The organism is Leptolyngbya sp. GB1-A1, assembly GCF_039962475.1.
Lineage (GTDB): Bacteria > Cyanobacteriota > Cyanobacteriia > Elainellales > Elainellaceae > Leptolyngbya_A.
Map to the genome: position 1 here is coordinate 1 of NZ_JAMPLI010000104.1, position 5699 is coordinate 5699.

General features: G+C 47.0%; 6 protein-coding genes and 2 pseudogenes. 3 read left to right on the forward strand and 5 right to left on the reverse strand.

The window, feature by feature from the left end:
• Both NDI45_RS30465 and NDI45_RS30470 read left to right on the forward strand, forming a co-directional pair.
• A pseudogene (locus tag NDI45_RS30465) lies at positions 1-113 on the forward strand (IS6 family transposase); the annotation flags it as partial.
• A gap of 138 nt (positions 114-251) precedes the next feature.
• Positions 252-797: a hypothetical protein gene (locus NDI45_RS30470; RefSeq protein ID WP_348250030.1), complete on the forward strand. Its 546-nt coding sequence runs from the start codon at positions 252-254 to the stop codon at positions 795-797.
• A 68-nt stretch (positions 798-865) separates the two neighbouring features.
• On the opposite strand, the gene NDI45_RS30475 is transcribed toward NDI45_RS30470, so the two are convergent.
• Positions 866-1846, reverse strand: coding sequence for an AraC family transcriptional regulator (locus NDI45_RS30475; RefSeq protein ID WP_348250031.1), 981 nt, complete (start codon positions 1844-1846; stop codon positions 866-868).
• A 60-nt stretch (positions 1847-1906) separates the two neighbouring features.
• On the opposite strand from NDI45_RS30475, the gene NDI45_RS30480 reads away from it, so the two are divergent.
• Positions 1907-2803 (forward strand): NmrA family NAD(P)-binding protein, encoded by an 897-nt coding sequence (locus NDI45_RS30480; protein WP_190789593.1) that lies wholly within the window; start codon positions 1907-1909, stop codon positions 2801-2803.
• A 31-nt stretch (positions 2804-2834) separates the two neighbouring features.
• On the opposite strand, the gene NDI45_RS30485 is transcribed toward NDI45_RS30480, so the two are convergent.
• From NDI45_RS30485 to NDI45_RS30500, 4 genes and pseudogenes are all read right to left on the reverse strand, one after another.
• Positions 2835-3038 carry a hypothetical protein gene (locus tag NDI45_RS30485; RefSeq protein WP_348250032.1) on the reverse strand — a complete coding sequence of 68 codons (204 nt, stop codon included), beginning with the start codon at positions 3036-3038 and terminating at the stop codon, positions 2835-2837.
• A gap of 163 nt (positions 3039-3201) precedes the next feature.
• Positions 3202-3477, reverse strand: coding sequence for an HU family DNA-binding protein (locus tag NDI45_RS30490; RefSeq protein ID WP_348250033.1), 276 nt, complete (start codon positions 3475-3477; stop codon positions 3202-3204).
• Between the two features lie 220 nt (positions 3478-3697).
• Positions 3698-4963, reverse strand: coding sequence for a glycoside hydrolase family 140 protein (locus NDI45_RS30495; protein ID WP_348250034.1), 1266 nt, complete (start codon positions 4961-4963; stop codon positions 3698-3700).
• A gap of 355 nt (positions 4964-5318) precedes the next feature.
• Positions 5319-5498 (reverse strand): annotated as a pseudogene (locus NDI45_RS30500) (tyrosine-type recombinase/integrase); the annotation flags it as partial.
• Positions 5499-5699: the final 201 nt, after the last annotated feature.

Below are 5699 nucleotides of genomic sequence, written 5' to 3' on the forward strand. Positions count from 1 at the left end.
AGGATCGTCGGCCTATTAAACGCATTGTGAGATCGATGATGGGATTCGAGTCCTTTAATAGTGCTAGAAGAACCTTGAGAGGAATTGAAGCGATGAACATGATTAGAAAAGGATAAGTGAAAGGGATAGAACAAGGGGATAGTGTGTCTCAAGTAAGGTTTATTGAATCAATCTTTGGAATTGCTGCATAGAACAGAGCGAATGATGTAGATTATTCAGCGTTAAAAATTCTTGCGACAGAACCCAAAGACTTGACCTTTGACAAAACCTTGTCTGCTGATACGCCTGAACCGAAATGGGCGGGTCAGATTGAACAGTGTGTTTTTGGAACCGGAAACGGGTGGTTTGATGAAATTGTCTTCTTCCATCGGGCATCGGGTACCGTCATTTTCACCGATCTGATCATGGACTTTGACCCGGCCACTTTTTCATCGATCGCCCAGGCCACAACTCGGTGGAATCAGATGTATCGCCATACTCCACTTGGGATTCAACTCGCCCATACTCTAAACCGTTCGACTTTACGGAATGCCCTCCAGACGATTCGAGCATGGCAGCCTGAACGGGCGATCGTAGCTCATAGTCCCTGGTTATGCATGGAGGGTAAACAACAGGTCGCAGACTTTTTGGATTCTGCTTTTGATTGGCTCGCCCCACAACCCGCCATTGTTGAATCTGTAATGACGATAGTCCGTCTTCTAATTCTCTTTATAATTGTCTTGCCAATTCACGTACTGATTGTGTTAATTGCCGACATCATCACTCCAAAACTAATAAACTGGAGTGGAAGTAAATAAATTTTAAAGTTCATCTTTAACTACAAATTACGGTTAAAGATTGGCGGTAGGTTAACAATCAAGCAAAATCATGACACTATAGATTGCTTGCGATATTGATTTGGTGGCTGTCCCATCTGACGCTTAAACGCTTTGCTAAACGCTGTTTCAGACTCATATCCTACTCGTTCAGCAACCTCTCCTACCGTCAAATTGCTCGATCGCAACAACTCAACTGCCCGAATCATTCGCCAACGGGTAATGTATTGCAGCGGTGCTTCTCCCATTAACCACTTGAATCTCGCTGCAAATCCAGAACGTGACATATTCACCCGTTTCGCCAAATTTTCTACGGTCCAGTTTGTTTCAGGTTGATGGTGAATCAGAGCCAGAGCAATACTGATTTGTGGATCAACCAATCCACGCAACCAATTGCTATCATCCGGCTTCAGGCTACTGAGACAGGCTCTTACTGCCTGAATGAACACAATATTTGACAAGTAGGTAATCATCATTTCTGCACCCGGACGGTTCGATGCTGTTTCGCAGGCAATAAATTGCAGTGTGGAATCCAACCACTCTACCGCTCGTCCTTCTTCTCCTTTAATCAACAGCAACGGTGGCAGGGCAGAGAGTAAAGGATTGATCTCACGGTTTTCAAAACTGGCTTTACCACACAAAACAGTTGTTCCTGTTCCGCCACCACCATAGCTTAGTGTTAGTTGTCCTTGACAGGGGCGATGAGACAGCAATTCTCCCAGGGTTACGACCGGACTATCGGGGTGATCGCGCAAGACATGAGCAACGCCTGTTGGCAGCACCACCAAATCACCCCCCACCAACGGAATTTGTTCATCTACCCCTTCTACCTCCAGCCAGCAGTGACCGCGCATCACTACATGAAATGAGGCATCTGCCATCGCCTCAATCTGCACACCCCAAGGGGCTGAGAACTCGGAGCGACAATGGACGGTGCTGTCTAATTTGACAGATTTAAGAATTTCAGTCAGAGCATCCATCTGATTAGCAAGAATTGGACGATTGAATAGGAATAATAGCTTTTCTGCCATTCTATATCCAATTACTCAGGTTTATAACTGGAGGAAAGTTGAGTTTTTGGAGTCATACCAATGTCGATCGCAATTGCAGGAGCTACCGGAAATACAGGTGGACGGATTGCCCAACAATTGATTGAAGCTGGAGCAGATGTCACTGTTTTAGTAAGAAATTCCGAAAAGCTGAGTTCATTGGTTCGTCAAAATGCGACCGTCCATCAAGGTTCGTTGGAGGATATTCAGTTTGTGATTGAGGCAACCCAAGCTGCAGAAGCTCTGTATTGGGTTGTGCCGTACAACTTTGGTGCTTCCAATTTTCGGGCATATCAGCATCATGTGGGCAACGTTGCGGCGTCTGCTGTTAAAGCGAATCAAATCCCCTATGTAGTCAATCTTTCCAGTAACGGAGCTCATTTACCGCAGGGGATGGGTCCTATTTCTGGGTTGTATGAGGTTGAGCAGCAGTTGAATGCGGTTGCACAAAACATCGTCCACTTGAGACCGGGTTTTTTCATGGAAAACTATCTGATGCAGCTTGACCCAATTCGCAGTGCAAACAGTGTATTTTTACCCATTGCAAGCGATCGCCGTCTCGCCATAATTGCCACCCAGGATATTGCAGCCGTCGCAGCAGAGTTATTGTTGCAACGAAATTGGAGCGGACATTCTGTATTGGGATTGCATGGTCCTACTGATTTAAGCTTTGACGAAGCAGCAGCGATTTTGAGTCAAGAGTTAGGGCGATCGATTGTCCATGTGTCGATTACATCTGAGCAGTTTCGAGCAGAGTTATTGAGGATAGGCGCTAGTGAGAGTGTCGCGGCAGACTATGTAGAGATGTGGCAGAGTTTGAGCCATCCGGAGTATTCTCCCGCAGAACCGCGCACATCACAGACAACGACACCCACAACATTTTCTCAATTTGTGCGGGAACAATTATTACCCCATTTGAGCCAACTCATCCCTGCCTAGGCTAATTGAAGTTGAGGTAGGAGCGATCGCTTTACTGCCAACGCCAACCCAATGCCAGCGCGATCGCTCCCATTGCAACCATCAGCCCACCTGCCAATCGATAGGTCACATCTAAACCAACAACACTACTCAACGGTTGGCTGAGAATGGGTGAAACAAACTGACCCAGAAAAAAGGCGGTCGTTAATCCACCCAACACCACTCCCTTCTTGATGGGTTCGGTGAATACTCGCATTGTCCACCGCAGTTCTGCCCTGTCCCGGCGAACACCTAAGAAAAAGTAGGCTGCTCCATGTGGGTACTTCTACAGTACCCGCGCACAAGGATGCAAAACACGAGCCGATCGCCCTAACTTAAAGCGGTCGGCTGAGGCTACTGCTCTGTGCTTAAGAGGGTTCTTATTCTGAAACTTTGTCCTTGAACAGTTTGCCAGCCGAGAATGCCGGAACCTTGCTGGCGGGAATCGTCATCACTTCCCCAGTCTTGGGATTGCGTCCTTCTCGTTCCTGCCGCTGGCGTGGCTCAAATGTACCAAAGCCCACCAGCGTTACTTTTTCACCGGAAGAAACCGCTTCCATAATAGATTCGATCGCAGCCGTCGGAATGGCATCGGCTTCCTTCTTACTAACGTCTGCTTTTTCAGCGATCTTATCTACCAGTTCACCTTTGTTCATCGATATTTCAGCAATTCATTACCCAGAGTATAGTAAAGCGATCGAGTCTGAAACGTGCATCTTACTGTTAGCTCCGATCGCTCCAGCTTCGCCCGCACCGGAGCCGGAACCACGCATAACCCACGATTGAGGTCAAATTCTTACCCTTCCGACGACATATACCAAAGCCGGAGCAGCCGCAAGCGCTGGCAATTGATCAAAGGCAAAGTATCTACTAGAATCACGTATCGCTATCTAAACCCAATATCCAATCATTTCCTCGTCCACGACTTGGGGGAGTAAATTCTTGTGAGTTTGCAATTTGCAGTTGACCAATCGCCCTCCTTGTTCCCTGTCTAGGGTCATACCAATAGGCACTAACGGTGTTCCCTCTTATCTTCTCCAGGTTTACAGTAATTGGCATTCCAGTTGGTGTATAGATAAATGCAAAGCTGCCATCCTCTGCTCTAGCGGCTTGAATGCGATTGCCCCCCTCCCCTGCATCGCTCATCAATAAGGATTGATCAGGTACCAGTTTAGTAAATGGTCTAGACTCAAATAGCTGCCGCAAATAGCCCATCTGAGTTGCACCCGGATGTTGAAGTGCTCCTCGCCAGGGAGTTCTTGCAGAAGATATCGGTCCACGACCAGGTTGCCACATTTGCCAAATGTTGTGGTTGCCATAGGTGTGACCACACGCCCCTGCCAACATTGACCAATACGCGGCTTTTCTAACATCAAACTCATCAAACCAACCATTTTCCGGCTTCCAGGCGATCGGATGGTCTTCATAACAGGGTTCTCCATCCAGGGTGGGCTTGATAGGAGTTAGCGCATAGTTGGCAGTCGTCGTTTCGTAGTTGGCAATATTGGGTTCACTGTGACCAGACTGGAACATATTAAAGTCTAACCAATCCTCGTTGTGGAACCATGTTGCTGAGTTATTGCCACCTTGAGGATGAAAGGTGATTAGATGGTTGCCCCCATCTCCTCGTTTTAAGCCCCTTGCCATTGATCGAATAATATTAAGATGAGTTTCATTTTCAGGACTGCGATCGCCCCCCAAAATCCAAATGATTGGTTTGTTTTTATAGCGGTTGCCTAAATATTCACCGAAGATGGCAGCATTCTCAGGAGTAAAAATTTCTGGTCCAACTCCCCACTTTTTATTCCACTTGTCGCCCCAAGTCGGCAGCATACCGATAAATAAGCCGCGTTTTTCTGCTTCGTCAACAACAAAATCAACATGACGAAAATAGGCTTCATTGGGTCGAGTTGGATCGTTCTGACTCAGGGGCACATCACCATAGGAATTGGGTTGTCCCAATCCGTCTAATTCTGCCAGCACCACTGCCTGAATGACAGTAAACCCTTTACTGGCACGATCCTGCAAATAAAGAACTGCTTCCTCTCGATTAAGGCGATGAAACAATTCCCAAGCCGTATCCCCCAGATAGAAGAACGGTTGCCCATCTACGTTCAACAAAAACCGCTTGTTTGCTTCCACTGTTAAGCGTTGAAAAGATGTTGAGTTCGTGCAGGATGCAAGAAGTTTTGAGCCACAAACGGCCAAAGTTAAACCCAAAAACGTTCGACGGGTAAAAGCTTGAGACATAGGGCGATCGCAACAAAGGAGAGTTCAGCATGGGCAGCTCTATTATCTCTATGACTCAAATCATTGGGTCTATCAACAGATTGCCTTGTCCAAAACTTCAAGCTTTGAGCTTGCCTCTAAACAAGGACTCAAAACTACTGCTTATCCAGCAGAAAACCATCTCTGTTCTAAAATTTCAAACTCTCAGCGGCACGATCAGAAATAAGCCCAATACATACAGCCTTTTTTAGGCAAGTAATCTAAGCTATCAGCTCAGTCGAAACCCGATCGCCCCAACTGCTGCCTCGACCTGCTTCTCTGGTACTTCTAAATACCGTTGCAATGCTGCAAGCGATCAATGCTCTGAAATCTCCTGAATCACGCGCAGGGGCACACCCGCCCCCGACATCATCGTTAGAGCCGTCCGCCTGAAGCTATGGGTTGATACGCACCTAAACTGGATGGGTTGAACCAATCGGCATCTCACAATTCGGACATTGCCCTGTAAAGAGGGGATGGGTGTCCAGTAAGCCCAATAGACTTGTCGGGAAATAAGCAAGAATAGAAGGCAGAAATGGGATAAGCAAATGCTGGATATTGAACGGGTGCTGACACAAGACCGCTTGCTGCGCGCTTTAACTGGCTTGAA